Source organism: Herbaspirillum sp. LeCh32-8 (assembly GCF_017814915.1).
GTDB lineage: Bacteria > Pseudomonadota > Gammaproteobacteria > Burkholderiales > Burkholderiaceae_D > Herbaspirillum.
The window spans coordinates 1,098,094-1,118,221 of sequence record NZ_JAGIPZ010000001.1; the positions used below are offsets into that span (position 1 = coordinate 1,098,094).

A 20,128-nucleotide genomic window follows, 5' to 3' on the forward strand; every position below is an offset into this window, starting at 1 on the left:
CATAGTGTGTGGCATTGATGAGTCATATCGGACGCCGCCGGATTCATTTGTAGGACAAAGCGGAAAAATCCCGGGGCATGCGATGCCTGGAGAACAAATATCCGTTCAATAGATATTTGATGAAAAGATGAAATTACTTCGCGTCAATTTGATTCGCAGCCTATAATTGCGTTTTAAAAGACGGCCTTCATGAACTCCCCCCGCAGCGCTGCCGGCAACACGCTGACAGCCGCGACGCGGACCACGACGAGACCATCATCCACTTCCCGCAACCCGATGCGGCTACGGCGCAAGCCGTCCACGGCGACAATAACAAGCCACCACACCCGCGGTTCCGGGAAAGACATCCTGCATGAGCAACCCGTATTACCAGAACGAGCGCCGCAAGCGTCCCGTCGACCTGAGCAATTGCGACCAGGAGCCGATCCACATTCCAGGTTCGATCCAGGCGCACGGAGTGTTGCTGACCTTCGCGCCCGACGGTGCGCTGGCCGGCTGCAGCCGCAATGCCACCGACCTGCTGGGCCCCTTGCCCGGCATCGGCCAGGCGCTCGACGAAGGCCATCTCACGGCCGAAGCGCGCGCCGCCATCCGCGCGGCGCTCGATGATCGCCATGGCTACATCGACTCGCGCCTGCTGATGCTGGCCTCGGGTCCCTTCGATGTGGTTACCCACAAATCCGAAGGCATGCTGATCGCCGAGTTCGAAAAGCGCCCGACTGACGCGCTCGCGCTCGACTCCTTCGCCCTGACGGCGCACCAGGCGATCCAGCGCATCCAGCGTCAGCAAGGCGTGGAAGACCTGCTCACGCTGGCCGTCGACGAGATCGCCCGCATCACCGGCTTCGACCGCGTGATGGCCTACCGCTTCCTGCACGACGACAGCGGCGAGGTGATCGCCGAACACAAGCGCGCCGACCTCGAGCCCTTCCTCGGCCAGCGCTATCCGGCCAGCGACATTCCCGCGCAGGCGCGCCGCCTGTACGTGATCAACCCGATCCGTCTGATCGCCGACGTCGGCTATCATCCGGTGCCGATCGAACCCGATATCAATCCGCTCACCGGTCGCCCGCTCGACCTCTCGCACAGCAACCTGCGCAGCGTGTCTCCGGTGCATATCGAATACCTGTCCAACATGGGCGTGGGCGCGTCGATGAGCCTGTCCATCGTGATCGGCGACCGCCTGTGGGGCCTGATCGCCTGCCATCACATGACGCCGCACCTGGTGCCGCATGCGGTGCGCATGTCGTGCCAGCTGTTGTCGCAGTTCGTCAGCACGCTGGTAGAGCGCAACCTCAACGGCGAGCGCGCGCGCTTTCTGGAACACTCGGCCGCGCTGCGCCGTGAAATTGTGGCCCAGGTCACCGACCGCGAAGACATCGTGCTGGCGCTGGGCGCGGACTACCACGGCTTCCTGCGCCTGATGTCCAGCCACGGCGGCGCCATCTCGTTGGACCGCAAGACCCAGACCTTCGGCAAGGCGCCGTCGCGCGAGGGCGTCAACGCGCTGATCAACTGGCTCAATGAAAACGAGAGCGCCGACATCTTCCACACCAGCTCGCTGGGCGCCGATGTGCCCGACCTGAAGGCGGCGCTGGGCGACGTCTGCGGCGTGCTGGCGATCCGCTTCTACCGGGAACAGAACGGCTATGCCTTCTGGTTCCGCAGCGAGCAGGTGGAAGACGTGCGCTGGGGCGGCAATCCGGAGAAGAAATACACGATCGGCCCGCTCGGCCCGCGCCTGACGCCGCGCGGCTCCTTCGCCGTCTGGAAGGAAACCGTGCGCGGCAAGAGCCTGCCGTGGGACAAGACGCTGCTGGAAGTGGCGGTGCAGCTGCGCCTGGACCTGCAGGAAGTGGCGCTGTCCAACGAGAACATGGTCAAGCGCGCCAGAGAGACGTTGCTGGCCACCCTGGGCCATGACCTGCGCGATCCGCTGCAGGCCATCATGATGGCCGCGCGCATGATCGAGGTGCGCGAGCACTCGCCGTCGAGCTCCAACCTCAGCAAGCGCATCTCCTCGTCGTCGAGCCGGATGCACCGCCTGATCTCGCAGGTGCTCGACATCAGCCGCCTGCAAAGCGGCCTGGGCCTGGACATCCAGCGCCGCAGCATCGACGTGCGCAAGATGATCGGCGAGATCGTCAACGAGGCGCGCATGGCCTATCCCGACAACGAAATCCTGCTGGAGGCGGAAGACTGCGGCGAGATCGAGCTCGACAGCGATCGCGTCAGCCAGGTGATCTCCAACCTGCTCTCCAACACGCGTCATCATGGCGAGATCGGCAAGCCCTGCACCATCATCGCTTTCCGCCGCGACGACCTGCTGACCATCTCGGTGTCCAACCACGGCGCGCCGATCCCGCTGCAGGTGCGCAACAACCTGTTCAAGCCGTACAAGAAGGAGTCGCTGGGCAACGAACGCAACAGCCGCGGCCTGGGGCTGGGCCTGTACATCGTCAGCGAGATCGTCAACGGCCACGGCGGCCAGATTGCCGTCGATTGCGAGAACGGCATCATCACCTTCACCGTCACGCTGCCGGTCGGCCCCGCCGCCTGAGCAGGCATGAAAAAAGCCCGCTGCATGTCGATGCAGCGGGCTTTTTTTGTCGGGCGCGCGATCAGCGGAACTCGCCTTGCCTGATCGCCTCCGCGCAGGTCCTGAACGCTCGGTTGCCGACCCGGTCGCCCGGACCGATGACGACATAGTAGGGCTGGCTGGCACCATTGGCCGAGGCCTGGTAATCCCAGCATTCGCCATCCCTGCCCTTGGTGACTTTCAGCGGAGCCCGCACCTGCCGCACGTCCCGGCCGAACGCCCCGCGTTTGTCGGCGGAGACCTCCACCACCGGATCACCGGCGGCATGGATGCGCGCCATGCCTTCGGCGCAACCCATCAGGGTGATTGCACCAAGAGAGGCGGCGCAAAAGAGCGCCCAGTTTTTCTTTGCGTTGTTGTTCATCATTCAATCCAATCTCTTCGTTAGCAAATATCGCGAATTGCCTCCTGCCCCGCCGCGCAACGGCGAGCGGAGCAACATCGGCGGCAATAGGATCGGCTCGGGAACGAGGAGATTCTGGACGCAGATAAAAATCGGCCAGATTCAAAAAATTATGGATGGCGCCTCAACCAACCTCGAGCCAACCGCCGTGGCTGCATGAGGATGAGGCGCGATGAAATAGCCTGATGGAGAAGCTACGTCTGCTTCCACCTCAGTTCATCATGTGCGAGCGGCTGCCGGTGCGTCCCGCCAGCGCAGCGATCAGGAACAGCAACTCCAGCGGATCCACCGGCTTGGCGATATGCGCCTGGAAGCCCGCCATCAGCGCGCGGCGCCGGTCTTCGGTGCGGGCCAGCGCGGTCAGGGCGGCCGCCGGCGTCATCGGCAGGCCGTCGTAACGGCTGCTCTCCAGCGCGCGCAGGCTGCGCATGAGCTCATAGCCGTCCTGCCCCGGCAGGCCGATATCGCTCACGATCACGCCCGGGCGCGTCGCACGGAAGGCATCGATCGCCTCGTCGGCGGTACCCACCGCGTCTACCGTGGCGCCGCGCTCCTCCAGCATGCGCTGCACCAGCTCGCGCGCGTCGACCTCGTCTTCCACCAGCAGCACATGCAGGCCCGACAGTTCGGGCTGGTCCTCCGGCGGCTGCTCGCGCAACAAGGTAGCGCCGCTGTCTTCGCGTTGCGCCGCAGCCTTGGGCAGCATGATGCTGAACGTCGCTCCCAGCCCCGGCCCCGGGCTGGCCGCCTGTACTCGTCCGCCATGCAATTCCACCAGCTGGCGCGTGATCGACAGGCCGAGCCCGAGGCCGGTGGCAACCCGGCTCAGGCTGGGATCCTCCTGGCTGAAGCGGTCGAACACGCTGGCCAGGAATTCCGGTTTGATGCCCTGGCCGGTGTCGGCCACTTCCATCTCCACCTGGTCGCCGGCCGCGCGCAGGGTCACCGTCACGCGCCCCAGGCGCGGCGTGAACTTGATGGCGTTCATCAACAGGTTCCAGGCCACTTGCTGCAGCCGCGAGGGATCGCCCAGCACCAGGCCGGCAGCACCGAAGTCGACCACCAGCGCAATCTCCTTGGCGTCGGCCGCAGCCTGCACGGAGGCGATGGCGTCGTCGATCACCGCCTCCATGTCGACCCGCTGCACATCCAGGCGCAACTTGCCGGAGAGGATGCGGCTCATGTCCAGCAGATCCTCCACCATCTGCGCCTGCAGCTTGGCGTTGCGCTCGATCACCTGCATGCCCTTCTGCAGCTTGCCGGCGTCTCCCGGGTCGCGCAGCAGGTATTGGGCCCAGCCGATGATGGCGTTGAGCGGGGTGCGCAATTCGTGCGAGAGCGTGGCGACGAACTCGTCCTTCACGCGCGTCATGCGCTCGGCCTCGGCGCGCGCCTGGCGTTCGGCGGCCAGCAGGGTTTCGCGGTCATACTCGGCGCGCTTCAGGTCGTTGATGTCGGTGCAGGTGCCCAGCCATTTCTGCACATGCCCGTCCGTGCACAATAAGGGCGCGCCGTTGCAGGTGAACCAGCGGTATTGCCCATCATGGCGACGCAGTCGGAAATCCACCAGCATCTGGCGCGGCCCCGGCCCGTCGGACTGCACCGCCCGCAGCAGCGCAGCGCGAACGGCAGCGCGGTCGTCGGTGTGCACCACCAGATCGATCCACTGCTGGCCCAGCTGCTGTTCCATCTCGACGCCGGTGTACTCCAGCCACTGCTTGCTGAGGAAATCGAACGCGCCGTCCGGCAGGCAGGACCACACCAGATGCGGAATCGCCTCCGACACCATGCGGTAGTACTGTTCCTGCTGCAGCAGACGCGCCGACTCCTCGGACTGGCGTTGCAGGTGCAGCTGGTTGAGCAGGCGCTCCACCGCCTCCGGCAGGTAATCGAGATAGTCGTTGGTCTTGGGCAGCACGTCGGACACGCCTGCGCGCAAGGCCTCGATGATGCGCGGCTCGTCCGACACGCCCGACACCATGATGGCCGGGATATCCACGCCGGCTGCGCGCAGCGTACGGAAGAAGTCCAGCCCGGTGTCCAGCGCCTGCAGGTTGTAGTCGACGATCAGCAGGTCCGGACGTTCCTGCGCCACCGCCGCGCGCGCGGCGTCGGCATTGCCCACTGCGGTGACGCGATGGCCGTGCTTCTTCAGCACGCGGCTGGCCAGCGCCAACAGGCCTTCGTCGTCCTCCAGGATCAATACATGGGCGGCTGCTTCATTGCTCATCGTGTTTCAACTCCGAATTTCATTCTTGCCTTCATCCGCGCGCTTGCAGGCGCTCATCCACGTTGCCCGGCCGGGTTCACCGGCAGCTTGACCACCTGCAGGAAGAAGCCCAGGCGGCGCACCGCCTCGATGAAGTCGTCGTACTCCACCGGCTTGGTGATGTAGACGTTGCAGCCGTATTCGTAGCAGCGCTCGATCTCGCGCGGATCATCGGTGGTGGTCAGCATGATGACCGGGATGGCGGTGGTGGTGACGTCGGCCTTGAGCTGCTTCAGCACCTCGATGCCGGTCACCTTGGGCATATTCACGTCCAGCAGCACCACCACCTGCTGCATGTCGCCGTTGCTCTCGCCCTTGAAGAAATAATCCAGCGCCTCCTGGCCGTCCTTCAACCGCAGGAAACCGTTGACCAGGCCGGCGCGCCGCAAGTTCTTCTCCACCAGCAGCGCGTGGCCGTCGTCGTCTTCCACCAGGATGATATTTACGCTGTGTTCTGTCGGCATGGTCGCCCCGCTTGCTGTGTTTTTGGAAAAGGAAAAACGTGTTGCCGGCCTCTCAGGCTCAGGCCGCCGCCGGCTGCGACGGCAGCGCGACGAAGAAGGTAGTGCCCACGCCCTCGGTCGACTCGACCCAGATCCTGCCGCCGTGGCGCTCCACCGCGCGCTTGACCAGCGCCAGGCCGATGCCCTCCCCCTGTGCCACGTTGCCGTGCAGGCGCTGGAAGGCGGTAAACATCTTGCTCATGTGGCCGGCCGGAATGCCCAGGCCGTTGTCGCGCACATAGTAGGTATTGAGCGCTTCCTCGGCGCCGGCGCCGTCGCCGCTCATGCAACCCACTTCGATGCGCCCCGGCCGTTTGGGGTCGAGGTAGTTGACCGCATTGCCCACCAGGTTGCCGAACACCTGCTCGATGGCCGTCGGATCGCCCCAGGCCTGCGGCATGCCCGGCTGGATGCTGACCGCCGCCTCGCGCGAGCGGATGCTGCCGCTCATGGCGTCGGCGATGCGCTGGGTCATGACGTTGATGTCCAGCATCACCGGCTGGTATTCGATGCGCCCGGCGCGCGACAGGCGCAGCATGGCGTCGATGATGCTGGCCGAACGCGTCACCGCATTCTGGATGAAACGCAGCGAGGTGTGCAGGTCGTCCTCGATCAGCGCGCGGATCTTGCTCTTCTTCTCGTCCGGCAGATCCAGCCTGGCGACCTCATCGGCCAGGTCGCCGGTGGCGTGCATGATCTCCTTGCTGAAGCCCTGCAGGTTGACCAGCGGCGAACGCAGGTCGTGCGACACACTGTAGATGAACATCTCGTTGTCCTGCGTCTGCTGGCGCAGATGGGTATTGACCTCGGCCAGTTCGCGAGCGCGCTGCTCCACTTCTTCGCGGTAAGCCTGCGCCAGGCGGCTGGCCTCGATCAGGCGGTCGCTGGTCTGATGCAGCACGTCGTCCAGTTGCGAGATCTCGTCCTTGCCGTGCACCCGCGCGGCCAGCTGGCGGCCCTCGGCCAGACGCTGCGCGTTGTCGGTCAGGATGCCGATGCGCTTGCCGATGTTGCGGGTGAAGGCAAACGACGCCAGCCCCGCCGCCACGATCGAGCCCAGCACCGAGGCGATCAGCAGCAGGGTCTGCGACTCGCGCGCGTCCTGCAGATCCTCGTTGCGCTCGTCGCCCAGATGGCGCTCAAAGTCGATGAACTTGTTGAGTCGGCTGCGGAAATCGGCCAAGCGGTGCGGCCCCTGCTCGTCGCGCAGCTGGTTCACCAGATCCTCGCGCTGGCCGTTCTGCAAACGCTCGCGCGCGCTGTCGGCCCAGTTGCGGTAGCTCACGATGGCTTCGCGTATGCCCTGCATGGTGCGGGTCTGTTCGGGGTTGTCGGCCACCAGTTTTTCCAGCTCGCCGACCTTGATCTCCAGGTCGGCCCACATTTCGGGGCGGCTGATCGGCTTGGGATCGTTGACGATCACCGAATTGCGGATGCGGGAAGACTCCAGCAGCATCGGCTCGCGCACCTCGGCGGCCTTGTTCATCACCAGTGCGGAATGCGCCGCCCAACGCTCGGCCTCTTCGGCGTCCGCCTGCGACTTGAACAGGGATGCCAGCAACAGCAGCTCGAACAAGCTTGGGATCGCAACGATCAGCAAACCTTTGGTCAGTAATCTCATGTGTACTTGTCCGTGTGGGGACCTGCATGCTGCCGAATCACAGGCAGCCTTCCGCGCGCCGTGGCCGGCGGCGCGGCCCTCCTTGCGCTTGTCGCTTTATCTATCTTTTTCTATCTTCTGATGCTGCGCCGGCGGCGTTGTCTTCTTGTTATTGCCTGCGGTTGCCTGGGTCGACAGACCGCTTTCCGGTAATCAATTGTTACGGACGATTATAAACTCACATGAAACAAATGCACCGTAACTGCCGAGCTGAATTTGCAGCGTTGTGTGAAAGATGCGCTGGATCAGGTTTGCACGCCTACACGCGCAAACCGGAGAGTGCCCGGCGACGAGTGCGCCGGGGCGGAAGGAGAGTACCAGGCGACCGGATTCAGGCAGCCACCAGCACCGGCGGCGCCAGCGGATCGAAGTCTTCCCAATCGCCATTTCGGATATGGCCTTCGTTACGTTCTATCGTGTCGGCCTGCAGTTCTTGCAGCAACGCAATGGCGCGTTGCTCCTGCTCGCCGTCAGCCACCTCCACCGCCACCAGCATGCCTGCGGCACGGCGACGGTGAATCCCATCGTCGGTGGCGCCGAGCGTACCCACCAGGCTGCCAAGATGGCCGCCCACCAAGCCGCCCAGGGCCGGGCCCGCAGGTCCGGTCACAGGCGCGGTCACGGCGCCGACGGCCACGCCCGCTGCCGCACCGGTAGCGGCGCCGGCGACGGCGCCTTTGTCGGTGTCCTCGGCGCCGGGCGACTTGTTACGGTCGCCGCCCACCGGAAAGGTGTCGTGCTGCCCGGCCGGATTGACGAAGAAGCTGCTGATGCCGGCGCGTGCATAGCCGGCGTCGACCAGGCTGTCCACCGCTTGCGCGGCCTGATCCTGCAATTGGAATTGCCCTGCGATGATGATGCTCATAGCTGTCTCCTCATCCTCCGGGTTCATCGCCTGCCGACGGCGCGGATCTGCTGCCCGCTGCCGCCGTCACGCGCGGTGTCTGCAGATTCAGGCCGCCTTGGCCTGGGGCTGCTCATGCTGCTGCTTGCAGTCGCGGAAACGACGGATCAAGGCATTGGTCGAACTGTCATGGTGCAGCGGCTGGTTGGGATCGATCAGCTGGCGCGCGGTGCGCTTGGCCAACTGCTTGCCCAGCTCCACGCCCCACTGGTCGAAGGAATCCAGGTTCCAGATCACGCCCTGGGTGAACACGCTGTGCTCATACAGCGCCACCAGCGTACCCAGGCTGTAGGGGGTCAGTTCCTCCACCAGCATGCTGTTGCTGGGGCGGTTGCCCTCGAACACGCGATGCGGCACAAGCTCCTCGGGCGTGCCTTCCTCGCGCACCTGATCGGCGCCCTTGCCAAAGGCCAGCGCCTCCGACTGCGCGAACATGTTGGCCATCAGCAGCTCGTGCTGGTCGCCGATCTGTTCCAGCGGCTTGCAGAAACCGATGAAGTCGCACGGCACCAGCTGGGTGCCCTGGTGCAGCATCTGATAGAACGAGTGCTGGCCGTTGATGCCGTTGTCGCCCCAATAGACCGGCGAGGTCTGGTATTCGATGGGCTCGCCGTTGACGGTGATGTGCTTGCCGTTGCTCTCCATGGTCAGCTGCTGCAGGTAGGCCGGCAGGCGCTTGAGGTATTGGCTGTACGGCAGCACCGCCTGGCTGGAGGCGCCGAAGAAGTTGGTGTACCACACCGTCAGCATGCCGAGGATGGCCGGCAGGTTGCGCTCCAGCGGCGCGGTGCGGAAGTGTTCGTCCATTGCATGGAAGCCGCGCAGCAGCTCGCGGAAGTTCTCCGGGCCGATGGCGATCATGGTCGACAGGCCGATCGCGCTGGTCATCGAGTAGCGCCCGCCGACCCAGTCCCAGAAGCCGAACATGTTGTCCGGGTCGATGCCGAACTGGCCGGCTTCCTCGATGTTGGTGGTGACGCCGGCGAAGTGGCGCGCCACAGCCTTCTCGTCGCCCAGCTGGGAGACCAGCCAGGTACGGGCGGCATGGGCGTTGGTGATGGTTTCCAGCGTGGTGAAGGTCTTGGAGCAGACGATGAACAGGGTCTGCTCGGCCGGCAGCGCACGCACCGTTTCCAGCAGCGCGGCGCCGTCGACGTCAGACAGGAAATGCAGGCTGATGTCGCGCTTGCTGTAGTAGCGCAGCGCCTCATGCGCCATCATCGGGCCCAGGTCGGAGCCGCCGATGCCGATGTTGACGACGTGGCGGATCGGACGGCCGGTATGCCCCAGCCATTCACCAGAACGCACCTGGTGCGCGAACTGTTCCATGCGGCCCAGCACCTCCTGCACCTGGGCCACCACGTCTTCGCCGTCCACCACCAGGCGTTCGCCGGCCGGCTTGCGCAGCGCCGTGTGCAGCACCGAGCGGCCCTCGGTGTTGTTGATCTTGTCACCGCGGAACATGGCCTCGATGCGGTCCTGCAGGCCGCACTGGCGGGCCAGCTGCATCAGCAGCGCCATGGTCTCGGAGGTGACCAGGTTCTTGGAGTAATCCAGATAGATGCCGGCGCCCTCGGCCACCATGGTCTCGCCGCGCTTGTCGTTGGCGGCGAACAGGCGGCTCAGCTGGAAATGGCTGGCGCGGTCGCGGTAGTGTTCATCCAGGGCGATCCATGCGCTTTTCTGCGTCAGGGGTTCGCGCTGCGCGTAGATGAAGAGAGGCAACTGGATGTCGCTGGCGGGCAAAGTGGTCATGAATATTGCTCCTTGTTCTTGATGTCGGTAGCGGGAAGACATCAGGCAAGCATCAATTTCTGACGCATCGCATCAACGCCCATCAAGACCCGAGCATCCCGATGAAGGGGCTCACGTGTGGACGCCGCCTGGCGCTTTCCCGCCTCGCCGTCTCGTGGCCGAAGGCTTGCCGGTGCGCCCCAAGCTCTGCAGGAGGGGGGCTAGGCTCCAAGAATGTTAGCGGCGGCGCGAAAGCGACAGCGATAGGACTGCCGCCCATTTCCTTGTAGGAAAACCGGAAATTGCTGCATTGCACCCATCACAGCGCAGAAGTGTCGGGCAGGAGCGACGCCCTCCTGTCGGATTTCGCCGAAACGCTTCAGTCGTGCAATTCCAGCAGCTCCACCGGCAGGCTGCCGAGGATCTCGGACACGGCGATATGACCGCCGTGTTCGCCATCCGGCAGCGCGCGCTCACTCAATACGCCGTGCCCGCTGGTGAGCGCGCTGCGCCAACGACGCGGGCCTTGGCCGGCACCGTGCGACAGCACCGCCGGCACGGCGATGCTGGTATCGCCCCAGGCCTCCGACGACACCAGCGGCAAGGCGTCGTCGCGCGGCGCCTCGAAGTTCAGCAGCTTCGCCGACAGGCGCGTGCAGACCACCAGCACCACGCGCAAGCCCGGGCCGCCGTCCTCCCCGCCCTCCTCGCCCTCCTCGCCCGCGTTGTCAGCCGGCGGCAGAATGCGCGCGAAGGCGATCACATGGCGCGCGAGCTTGCCGTGGGTGGACAAGGGGATATAGCCCCCCGCGCCGAACAGCGCGGCGTGCTGGCGGCGGTAGTGCAGCACCGCACGGATCAGCTGCAGCTTGGCGCCGCCGCTCTGCCATTCGCGCAGCGACACCGGCCGGCTCACCGCATCGGCCAGGCGCCGCACGCGCAGCGGGAAGTCCACCGCGCTGCGGTTGTCAGGGTCCACCAGACTCAGGTCCCACAGCTCGGTGCCCTGGTAAAAATCGGGAATGCCCGGCACGCACAACTTCAGCATGGTTTGCGTCAGGCTGTTGACGGTGCCCAGCGGCGAGAGCCGCCGCACGAACTCTTCCAGCTCGACCAAAAAAGGATGATGGCGCGGATCCAGCCCCGGGTCACACAGCAAGGCCCGCACGAAGCGCTCGCAGGCTTGCTCGTAGGCCAGCTGCGGCGACAGCCAGTCGCTGCGGCGCTTGCCTTCGCGCAGCGCCTTGCGCTGCCATTCGATCACACGCTGCGCCAGCTGCTCCAGCGGTTGCAGGTCATCGTCGACGGCGCGCATGCCGTCCGGCCAGGCGCCGATCAGGGTCTGGTACAGCATGCATTCGTCGGCGGCGTCGATGGCGCCCTGCTCGCCCGCCGTGGCCTGCACGATGGACGCGTTGAGCGCGCGCCAGTGGCGCAGCAGCGTATGCCATTCCTCAGGGATCTCGGACAGCGCGGCCAGCCGCATGCGCGCGTCCTCGCCGCGCTTGTGGTCATGGGTCGCGGTGGCCAGCAGGCTGTACGGCGCGTGGGCCGCGCGCAACTGGGCCAGGCGGTGGAACTGCTGCACCGGCAGCGTCAACTGCGCCGGATCGGAGCCGACCTCGTTGCGCGACAGCAGCCGGCCGTAACGATAGAAGGCAGTGTCCTCCACCGACTTGGCCGTCAGCGGCGGCGTCAGCTGCTGGAAGCGCGCGATGGCGCGCAGTTGCAGCGCGCGCCGGGTCTGGTCAGCAGCGCCGTGAAGGAGGTCGCCGCCCAGCCAGCCTTCCACCACATGCAGCGTGGCATGGTCGGCCGCGTGCAGTGTGGCGCTGGCGGCAATCGCGGCGCAGGCCAGCGTCTCGCGCTCGGCGGCCGGCATGCCGTCGGCGGTGGCATAGGTGCGGTACACCGGGAAATGCACCAGCAGCTCGGCCACGCTGCGGCGTATGGCCATCAACGACAGTTCACGCGTTTGCACCGCGCTGCGCGCCAACTGGTGCAGGCACAGCGTCAGGGCATTGAATTCAGCGGCGAAATTGCGCACCAGGAAGCTGCGCCGGGCATCGCGCACGATGGCCTCGAAATCGCCCAGCTCGCAGCGTCGCCGGCCCAGCATGCGATCTACCGGTTCCAACCCAGCCTGATTCTCCTGCGCCCGGGCCAGCAGCGGCATCGCGGGCGTCGGCTCGTCGTCCGGCGCTGACCGTGCCGACGGCGGCTGGTCCAGCCGCTCCTGCTGATCCTGCCGCCCCGGCAGCGTATCGGGCGCAGCCGCTGCGGCTGCGGCATGCGCATCGCCGCTGAGCTCGCCGACGATGCCGCGCCAGATGTCGTCCAGCACCGGCTCGCCCTCGGCGTCGTGCAGCACCGCCGCGCATTGGTCCATGAATTCGTAACCGGTGGTGCCGTCCAGCTCCCACTCATGCGGCAGGCGTTCGTCGCGCGCCAGGATCTTCTCGGCGATGATGTAAGGCTCATGCCCGGCGCGCAAGGCGCGCAGGCGTCGGCGCAGCAGCCGGCAATAGCCGCCGGGGTCGAGCAGGCCGTCGATATGGTCCAGCCGCACGCCGTCGATCAGGCCTTCGGCGTACAGACGGAAGATCTCGACATGCATCGCCTCGAATACCTCCTCGCACTCCACCCGCATGCCGGCCAGTTCGCTGACCTCGAAGAAGCGACGCCAGTTGATCTCGTCGGCAGCATTGCGCCAGAAGGCCAGGCGATAGTGCTGGCGCTCCAGCAACTGGTGCATCTCGCTCGCGCCCTGCGGCTGCGAGGCCGAGAAGGCGGCCAGCGCGGCGTCAATATCGGCCAGGCCGTCGGCGTCCTGCGCCAGCTCGCGCAGCAACTGCCAACCGGCGGCGGCCAGCTGCTCGGGCGCGCGCTCGCCCTGGTCGAGCGCGGCAAACAGCGCGATGGCCGGCGCCAGCCGTTCGCTGCCGGCGGTCTCCAGCACTACCGCGTAGTCATGAGGCGACAACGGAAAATGGTTGTCGTGGTGCGCCACGTAAAGCTGGCCGTGCTGCTCGTCAAAGCGCAGCGTGAGCTCGCCGGCCTCCAGCGCCTCGGCATAGGACTGGCCGAGGAACGGCAGCAACACTTTGCCGGCCAGCGCCGGATCGGGACTGTCCCAGTCGATGTCGAACCACGCCGCATAGCGGCTGCTGCGGCCCCAGCGCAGCACGTCCTGCCACCAGGGATTGTGCGTGCCCACCGCCATGTGGTTGGGCACGATGTCGACGATCAGGCCCATGCCGTGCTCGCGCAGCCGATCGCACAGCTTGCGCAGCCCTTTCTCGCCGCCCAGCTCGGGATTGACGCGGGTCGGGTCGACCACGTCGTAGCCGTGCGTCGAGCCTGGCCGCGCCACGAGAATGGGCGAGGCATAGATGTGGCTCACGCCCAAAGTGTCGTAATAGCCGACCAGGTCGGCCGCGTGCTCGAAGCGGAAGTCGCGGTTGAACTGCAGCCGCGCCGTGGCGCGCGGGACGTCCCGGCGGCTGCGCCGTTGCGGCAGGCGCTGCGCGGTCTTTTCTGCCAGGCGCTCGGCGCGGGCGTTGTCGCGGGTATCCATCTCCATCTTCTCTCCTGATGCGCCGTTGCCGGCTTTATTTCTTGTCGGCGCCTGAAGCGATGCTCACGCCGCGCACGCGGCGCAATCGCTCCAGCCGGGCGCGCGCCTCGTACGGGGCAAACAGCTGCGGCACGTCGGCCGGCAACCGGCGTCGCCAGTTGGGGTGCGGGTCGGTCAGGCCGGGCAGGTTCGGTTGCTGCGCCAGGCCGAGGATGTCTTCCACCGGGACCACCGCCAGCGGCGCCGGCGTGGCCGCCACGAACTCCAGCGCGGCATCCACCGCCGCCGCGCAGGACTGCAGCGACTGCGGCTGCTCCTGCGGCTCGGCCGCTTCAGCCATGGCCTCGGCTTCTTCCGGCGTAGCTTGCGGCACCGCGCCGCTGGACAGCCCCTGGTCGAGGAAGCCCTGCCACAGCGTCTCACGCTCCAGCTCGCGCTGCGCCAGCGTCTGCACCAGCGTGTCGGTCGATCCCGGCGCGTCGTCCAGCTGGCCTAGCCGGGCGCGCCAGGCGATGTCGGCGCCGGCCCACCAGCCGGCCACGGTCGGCAGGTCGTGCGTGGTGGTGACGGCGATGGCCTTGTCCGACCAGTCCTGCGGCATCAGGAAGTGCTTCTTGTCCCGCTGGAACCACAACACGCGGATGCCGGCCACGCCGGCGTCGTCCAGCACGCGGTCGAAACCGGGCGGCACCGTGCCGAGATCTTCGCCGATCACCACCGCGCGGTGACGCCAGGACTCCAGCGCAATGAGGCGCAGCATGTCCTGCAGCGGGTAGCGCACGTAGGCCCCGGCCTGCGCGCCCAGCGCCTGCGGCACCAGCCACAGGCGGTTCAGGCCCAGCACGTGGTCGATGCGCACCCCGCCGCCGTGGGCGAAGCAGGCGCGCAGCATCGCCAGATAAGCTTGATAGCCGCTGCGGCGCAAGGCCAGCGGCGAGAAAGCACCCAGCCCCCAGTTCTGCCCCTGCGGCGCCAGCAGATCGGGCGGCGCGCCCACCGTCAGGCCGGCGGCGATGTCGCGCTGGTGGCTCCAGGCCTGGCTACCGCCGTTGTCGGCCCCGACCGCCAGATCGGCGATCAGGCCGATCGGCATGCCGGCCTCGCGCGCGCGCCGCTGGGCCTGCGTCAGCCCGCGCGCGGCCTGCCATTGCAGGAACATGTGGAAGTCGATCTCGCCGCGCTGCTCTTCGGCGAAGGCGCGTATCTGCGGCGTATCCGGGCTGCTGCCGATGTTGCCCCAGTGACGCCAGTCGCACGCATGCGGCTCGCCCCGGGTGGCCAGCGCGTGACTGTACGCCTCGTACAGGGCATGCGCATGCAGCGCGCTTGCGCCCTCGAGCTTGAAGGCGGCAAAGGCGGCCTGGCGGCTACCGTCGTGCGCGCTCTCGGTCAGGAACAAGGCATACAGGCGGCGCAGCAGCTGCAGTCGATGCGCGCCGGCGCGCGCCCAGTCGATCAACGTGGCGCGCTGCAGGCGTTCATGGGCGGCGATCATTTCGGGCCCGCCCTCAGCCAGCACCTGCGCCTGAGCGCCCTCGCCCAGCACGGCGGCGGGGTCGATCAGCAAGGGATTGAGGAACAAACGACTGGAGGGCGAATACGGACTGCTGCGACCAGGGTCGGCGCCGAACATCGCATGCACCGGCGACATCGTCAGCGCGGACGCGCCATAGCCGGCAGCGGCCTCGGCCAGTTCGGCCAGCGCCGTGAAGTGGCCGATGCCGCCGTCGCCGTAGACATTGCGCGTAGGCTTCAGGCTATCGCTGCGCAGGCTGTACAGCTGCGCCGACAAGGCCCAGCCGCGCTCGCCGCCGCTCTCGCGCAGGGCATCGGCGATGGTGTAGCAGCGTGCCGGCGCAATGGCCAGCGTCAGGATGTGGCCGGCCACCAGCAGGCGGTGGTAGCCCGGCAGGTCGATCGCCGGGATGCACGGCGCCCGCGTGACGTCGCCCGAGATCAGCAGCGTCAGGCGTGCGCCGTTTTCCAGCTCGACTCGGCACGACTGCCCGTGCAGGCGCGAGGACATCGGCAGCTCTACCGGCTGGTGCTGCACGCCGGTCACCAGCGGCGGCAATTGCCCCACCGATTGTTCGCGCGCCAGCTGCGCCAGGCTGTCGCGGCAGTCAGCGTCGGTGTCTGCCGGCAGCCCCAGCGAACTCAGGATGGCGCGCAGGGCATCGTCGCCCACCACCTGCGGCTGGTCGTAGGCATCGGTCCAGCGCACGGCGATTCCGGCCTGCGCGGCCAGCTGGTGCAAGGGCTTCTCGAAGGACGGGGAAGCCTGCGGGGGCATCTTGGTGCGCGCTTCGTGGGCCCGCGCAGTATCAGCCATGGCGGTCATTGCATTCATTACAAACTCCCCATCGGTATGGCCGGTTCACGGATGGCCAGGATGGCGTGGCCGGGGAAACGTCCCGCGGCCAGACCATCCAGCGCGCCGCCGCTGTCGTACAGCACATCGGCGCCAGCCAGCGCAGCGCTGCGCGCGACTTGCTCCAGCGATTCGCTCAGGCCTTCTTCAGCCAGGTTCACGGTGATGTTGAGCACCGTGCGGTTGGACAGCATCCAGCGCGCGTTGACTGCCTTGGGCCCGATCGCGCGTGCCTCGATCGCATGCGCGCCGCGCAGGAACGGCGCGACGTGTACGCTGCGGATACGCAGCAGTTGCGCCGTGCGGGTCAGCCATGCAGCCGCCACCGGCGCCGGGCCGGGTTCGGGGATCGAGGTCATGAAGGTGGAAAAGCTGTTGGGATCCGGCAGCTGCTCCAGCAACGACGCGTCCGCAAACTGCGGGAAGCGCGCGAACTCGCGGCGGCGCCCTTCGCGCACGGCGCGGGCCAGGTCCTCGTTGCGATGGCTGGTGAAATACAGGAAGGCCTGCTCGGCGCCGAATTCTTCACCCATGAACAGCATCGGAATCTGCGGCGCCAGCAGCAGCAAGGCCTGCGCCGCCTGCAACGCCCGCGGATGGGCCAGCACCGTCAGGCGTTCGCCGAAGGCGCGATTGCCGATCTGGTCGTGGTTCTGCAGGAAGTTGACGAAGGCCGTCGGCGGCAGGCCGGCGCTGGGTTCACCGCGCGGCTCGCCGGAATACGGCGACACCTCGCCCTGGTAGACGAAGCCCTCTTTCAGGCAGCGCGCCAGTTTCTCGGCCGGCTGTTCGGCATAGGCGGCGTAGTAGCCGCCATCCTCACCGGTCAGCAGCACATGCAGCACGTGGTGCGCATCGTCGTTCCACTGGGCATCGTAGACGTGGCTGCCCTCGCAGCCTTTGCCGCCCTCGCCGTCGGCGCCAAAGCCGAGCAGGTGCGCGGCGTTGCCGTCGTGCTCCAACACCAGGTGCACATGCCGCTCGCTGCCGATCTCCTGGCGGATGCGCCGGCCCAGCCGCTCCAGCCATTTGGGCTCGCAAATGGCATGCACGGCGTCGAAACGCAGGCCGTCGAAGCGATATTCCTGCAGCCAGTACAGCGCATTGTGGGTGAAGAAATCGTCCACCTCGGGCCGGCGGAAATCGATGGTGGCGCCCCACAGCGTATTCATGTCGTGGCGGAAGAAGGCCGGGGCGTAGCTGTTGAGGTAATTGCCGTCCGGCCCGAAGTGGTTGTACACCACGTCCAGGAACACCATCATGCCAAGCCCGTGAGCGGTGTCGATCAGGGCCTTCAACTGTTCCGGCGTGCCGTAGGCGGCGTCCGGCGCAAACGGCAGCACGCCGTCGTAGCCCCAGTTGTGCGCGCCCGGGAATTCGCCCACCGGCATCAGCTCGACGGCGGTGATGCCCAGCTCGGCCAGCTCCGGCAGGCGCTGCTGGATGCCGGCAAAGCCGCCCATGGCGCCGGGGTGCAGCTCGTAGAGTACCGTCTCATGCCAGGGGCGGCCGTTCCAGGCGGTGTATTGCCACTGGTAGGCGTGCGGGTCGACCACCAGGCTGGGGTCGAACACGTCGCCGGCCTGCCCGCGCGAAGCGGGATCGGGGGCCACCACTTCGCCGTCCACCTGCGACATGAAGACGTAGCGGTAACGGCTGCCGGGATCGCACTCGGTCTCCAGCGAGAACCAGCCCTCGCCGTCCGCCTCTGCCGACATCGGCACGCGGCCGCGGCCGTCGATCTCCACCGCCGCCGTCTTGGCGCCCGGTGCCCAGACGCGAAAACGCACATGGCCCGGCGCGATGAACTGTGCGCCGAACGGCAACGGCCAGGAATATTGGGCGCTCATGCGCGTTCTCCCCATTCGTTACGGGTAATCCATTCATTGGCGGCCAGCGGATAGATCGCCGACGACAGGTGCAGCGGCCGGTTGGCGTACACCTGCAGGCTGTGCGCCGCCACCGTCACCAAGGCGTCGCCGCCCACGCTGAGGTTGCCGCTCTCGCCGTCGGGCATGCCGGTGGCGCAGGTGGTGTCGAGCAGCAGGCAATAGTTGTCGTCCGGGCGCGGAAAGCTGAAGGTGATCGGCTCATGGCCGGCGTTGACGAACATCAGCAGCACGTCCGGCACCGCCTCGGCCAGTTCGCTGGGGGTTTCGGTATTGGCAGCGTCGTGGATGCGCGAGCTCAGCTGCTTGTGCGGCTCCTGGCGCTTGCCGGCCAGCTGCAGCGCAATGGCGCGCGCCACCGGATTGCGCCAGTCCTCGTCGGACACCGGTTGCGCGGCCTCGTCGAACCAGGCCACGTCCTGCAATCCCTCGCCCACCATGTGCGTGCCATGCAGGAAGTAGCCGCAGCGCAGCACCTCGAAGTCGCGCCGGATCGCCGTCACGCGGCCGACAAAGGCGGTCAGCGCGGCGCCCTCGGGCGAGCGCGCCTGGTCCCAGTCGACCCACGAGATCTGGTTATCCTGGCAATAGGCATTGTTGTTGCCGCCCTGGCTGCGGTGGAATTCGTCCCCGGCCAGCAGCATCGGCGTACCCTGCGCCAGCAGCACCGAGGCCAGCATCGAGCGTTGGGCGCAGCCGCGCGCGGCCAGGATGGCAGCGTCGTCGGTGTCGCCCTCGGCGCCCCAGTTGTAGCTGGCGTTGTCGTTGTGGCCATCGTTGCCGTTCTCGCCGTTGGCCTCGTTGTGCTTGCCGTTGTAGCTGACCAGGTCACGCAGCGTGAAGCCGTCGTGCGAGGCGATGAAGTTGACCGTGGCCCAGGGCTTGCGGCGGTTGTGCTCGAACATTTCCGCCGAGCCCAGCATGCGCTGGGCGAAGCCGCCACGCATGGCCTCGTCGCCCTTCCAGAACTTGCGCATGTCGTCGCGGAACTTGTCGTTCCATTCGGCGAAGCGCGCCGGGTGATTGCCCAGCTGGTAACCGCCGGGACCGATGTCCCACGGCTCGGAGATCAGCTTCAGGCGCGACAGCACCGGATCCTGCAGCAAGGCGTCGAAGAAGCCCGAGCCCGGGTCGAAGCCGTTGGCCTCACGCCCCAGCGTGGAGCCGAGGTCGAAGCGGAAGCCGTCAATATGGAACGACTGGGCCCAGTAGCGCAACGAATCCATCACCATCTGCAGCACGCGCGGATGCGACAGATTCAGCGTGTTGCCGCAGCCGGTATCGTTGATGTGGTAGCGCTCCCGGCCCGGCATCAGGCGGAAGTAGCTGGCGTTGTCGAGGCCGCGGAACGACAGCGTCGGCCCCAGCTCGCTGCCGCAGCTGGTGTGGTTGTAGACCACATCCAGGATCACCTCGATGCCGGCGCTGTGCAGCCGGCGCACCGCCATGCGCAGCTCGTTGGGGTCGCCCATGGACATGTAGGAAGGCTCGGGCGCGAAGTAGCCCAGCGTGCTGTAGCCCCAGTAATTGGAGAGGCCGCGCTCGACCAGGAAGCTGTCTTGCAGGAAGGCGTGCACCGGCATCAGCTCCAGCGTGGTCACGCCCAGCCGCAGCAGGTGGTCGATGAAGGCCGGGTCGGCCAACGCGGCGAAGGTGCCGCGCTCATGCGGCAGCAGGTCTTCGCGCATCTTCGAGATGCCGCGCACGTGCGCCTCGTAGATCACCGTCTTGTTCCACGGCACCTGCGGCAAGCGGTCGTGCTCCCACACGAAGGCCTCCTCGGTCACCATTGCCTTGGGCATGGCCGCGGCGCTGTCGCGACGGTCGAAGGACAGGTCGGCGCGCGGCGAGTGCATGCGGTAGCCGTACAGCGCATCGGTCCAGCGCACTTGTCCGACCAGGCGCTTGGCATAGGGATCGAGCAGCAACTTATGCGGGTTGAAGCGATGCCCCTTGCCCGGCTCGTACGGGCCATGCGCCCGGTAGCCGTACACCAGCCCGGGCGCGGCGCCCGGCAGGTAGCCGTGCCACACCTCATCGGTGCATTCGGGCAGCGGGATGCGCTTCAATTCGCGCTTGCCGGACGGATCGAAGATGCACAGGTCGATGCGCGTGGCATGCGCCGAGAACACGGCGAAGTTCACGCCCAGGCCGTCGGAACTGGCGCCCAGCGGATAGGACACTCCCGGCAACAGACGGTCGGGAAAGGCGACGCTCAT

Annotated in this window: 11 protein-coding genes; 1 reads left to right on the forward strand and 10 read right to left on the reverse strand. The window is 66.8% G+C overall.

Annotation, left to right across the window (positions count from 1 at the left end):
* The first annotated feature begins 352 nt into the window (after positions 1–352).
* Positions 353–2,560, forward strand: a complete 2,208-nt coding sequence (locus J8I26_RS05020; protein WP_209604601.1) for an ATP-binding protein — start codon at positions 353–355, stop codon at positions 2,558–2,560.
* A gap of 61 nt (positions 2,561–2,621) precedes the next feature.
* Here J8I26_RS05020 and J8I26_RS05025 read toward each other — a convergent pair whose 3' ends face one another.
* The 10 genes from J8I26_RS05025 to glgX all read right to left on the reverse strand — a co-directional run bounded on the left by J8I26_RS05025 (position 2,622) and on the right by glgX (position 20,128).
* Positions 2,622–2,966 (reverse strand): hypothetical protein, encoded by a 345-nt coding sequence (locus J8I26_RS05025; RefSeq protein ID WP_209604610.1) that lies wholly within the window; start codon positions 2,964–2,966, stop codon positions 2,622–2,624.
* Between the two features lie 247 nt (positions 2,967–3,213).
* A complete protein-coding gene (locus tag J8I26_RS05030) occupies positions 3,214–5,232 on the reverse strand; it encodes a response regulator (RefSeq protein ID WP_209604612.1) in 2,019 nt (672 codons plus the stop codon).
* 53 nt (positions 5,233–5,285) lie between these two features.
* Positions 5,286–5,735 carry a response regulator gene (locus J8I26_RS05035; protein ID WP_209604613.1) on the reverse strand — a complete coding sequence of 150 codons (450 nt, stop codon included), beginning with the start codon at positions 5,733–5,735 and terminating at the stop codon, positions 5,286–5,288.
* 58 nt (positions 5,736–5,793) lie between these two features.
* Positions 5,794–7,395: an ATP-binding protein gene (locus tag J8I26_RS05040; RefSeq protein WP_209604615.1), complete on the reverse strand. Its 1,602-nt coding sequence runs from the start codon at positions 7,393–7,395 to the stop codon at positions 5,794–5,796.
* A gap of 370 nt (positions 7,396–7,765) precedes the next feature.
* Positions 7,766–8,299 carry a hypothetical protein gene (locus J8I26_RS05045; RefSeq protein ID WP_209604617.1) on the reverse strand — a complete coding sequence of 178 codons (534 nt, stop codon included), beginning with the start codon at positions 8,297–8,299 and terminating at the stop codon, positions 7,766–7,768.
* 87 nt (positions 8,300–8,386) lie between these two features.
* Positions 8,387–10,093 carry a glucose-6-phosphate isomerase gene (pgi, locus tag J8I26_RS05050; RefSeq protein ID WP_209604619.1) on the reverse strand — a complete coding sequence of 569 codons (1,707 nt, stop codon included), beginning with the start codon at positions 10,091–10,093 and terminating at the stop codon, positions 8,387–8,389.
* Positions 10,094–10,451: 358 nt separating this feature from the next.
* Positions 10,452–13,649 (reverse strand): malto-oligosyltrehalose synthase, encoded by a 3,198-nt coding sequence (locus J8I26_RS22630; protein ID WP_245200132.1) that lies wholly within the window; start codon positions 13,647–13,649, stop codon positions 10,452–10,454.
* Between the two features lie 34 nt (positions 13,650–13,683).
* Positions 13,684–15,999 carry a 4-alpha-glucanotransferase gene (gene malQ / locus J8I26_RS05065; RefSeq protein WP_245200062.1) on the reverse strand — a complete coding sequence of 772 codons (2,316 nt, stop codon included), beginning with the start codon at positions 15,997–15,999 and terminating at the stop codon, positions 13,684–13,686.
* Entirely contained in the window at positions 15,999–17,870 is a 1,872-nt protein-coding gene (treZ, locus tag J8I26_RS05070) for a malto-oligosyltrehalose trehalohydrolase (RefSeq protein WP_209604621.1), read from the reverse strand. The genes malQ and treZ overlap by 1 nt, the downstream gene beginning before the upstream one ends.
* Complete coding sequence (gene glgX / locus J8I26_RS05075; RefSeq protein ID WP_209604623.1) at positions 17,867–20,128, reverse strand: glycogen debranching protein GlgX; 2,262 nt, start codon at positions 20,126–20,128, stop codon at positions 17,867–17,869. The genes treZ and glgX overlap by 4 nt, the downstream gene beginning before the upstream one ends.